The 1,349-nt window shown below is 40.3% G+C and carries 1 protein-coding gene and 1 pseudogene; both read right to left on the reverse strand.

Translation table 11 applies throughout. The features are described from left to right. A pseudogene (locus tag GNF10_RS36875) lies at positions 1-254 on the reverse strand (hypothetical protein); the annotation flags it as partial. A gap of 641 nt (positions 255-895) precedes the next feature. Continuing rightward, positions 896-1,349, reverse strand: a 454-nt coding sequence (locus GNF10_RS36880; protein ID WP_185607493.1) for a hypothetical protein, incomplete at its 5' end; no start/stop codon positions are given.

Genomic DNA, 1,349 nt, shown 5'->3' on the forward strand with positions numbered 1-1,349 from the left:
AATGCATTATTGACTTTGTTTTCATTGTTATCAGTGTTTCGGTCAAAATAATTTCCTGTACGGAAAGCTGATTCTCCAACTGTGTAAGCACTACCGTTAAAAACGACCCTCCCTGGTACGTCTTCCATCTCAGCATTGGTTATATAGCTGGGCACACGAACAACTTCAAAGCCATCGACTAAAAGTTTTAGGCTTCCATAGCCGTTATCAAAGCCAGCAGGAAAAATTTTTTGCAAGGTGTGAATGTTAGACATAAAGAGAAAGGTAATAGACTTTGATTTGTGAAAGTTATCTGTTGAGGTGAAGTGGGGAGCAGAGAAGAGATGAATAAAATAACTACTCTTTTTTTCTTCAGCGTCAAAAAATTATCATAACCTCTTGGGGGCTAAGTGGGGTAAAACCTCACTCAATCGAATGTACCCCATGCAGCCCCCATGCAGCCCCTATACAGGAGTCAAATTTTGTTCAAGCCTCTAAACCGTTTTGGGGTACATATAGCCCCCATATAGCCCCCACAGAATTTTTTGAAATCTTTTCTATCAACGCAGCAAAAATTAATTTAGATCATCGTTGACCCTTTAATGAAATTCAAAATTCAAAATTTTGTTAGGAAGAATAAGAATAATTTTGAATTAATTCTGGGTACAAGCCCCTACTGATTCAAGAAATCAGTGGTCTGCAAGAAGCGACGCTAGAAGACTCGCTTTCCGCGTTAGCGAGTCTACAATAGCGAGTCTTCTAGCGTCTTGTCTAAAATGTTTGAATTCCCCATTCGCGCAGCGTCTCGCAGAGAAGGGGTTGACAGCTTGATTTATACTTTAGTGTCAATAAGATTGTTGAAAAGTAATTCAGTCTTGATCTCTAACTTCTTGCTTACTATGTAACGAGTGCGTTATCACTTGCTTACAGGTTCAGCTTTCTCAACTGAATTATCATTTACACCCAAAGTCAATTCCAAAGGAGTTCTTTGGGGGTAAGCTTTTACTACTTGTCGATAAACATCATAATTAGTAGGTAGTGCCTTCTGTAAATTACCCACTCCGTAGGTCAGTTTGTACTGGACATCTTTTATCAATTCAGGTTTGCCTGCCTCTTCTTGAGATTTTTTGAGTTGTTCAACTTCATCAACACTTGGTCGTGGCGGTACAGTAGGCCACCATAGCCCTTTGTCATCTGGGCCAACAACTGCTCCTGGTGGTTTCAATCCATTCCGATTCAACACTGAAGTATTAGCAAAAGTTTCAGTGCGTGGTTGTGGTTGACTAGTTAGGCTATTCGCATACTTGACTTGCCAGGAGTAACTGGTGAGTGCTGTAGCTTCATACTGTTCAGCAGTAGTAGTACTGCAA

Origin of the sequence: Nostoc sp. UCD121 (genome assembly GCF_014222285.1) — a bacterium.
GTDB lineage: Bacteria > Cyanobacteriota > Cyanobacteriia > Cyanobacteriales > Nostocaceae > Nostoc.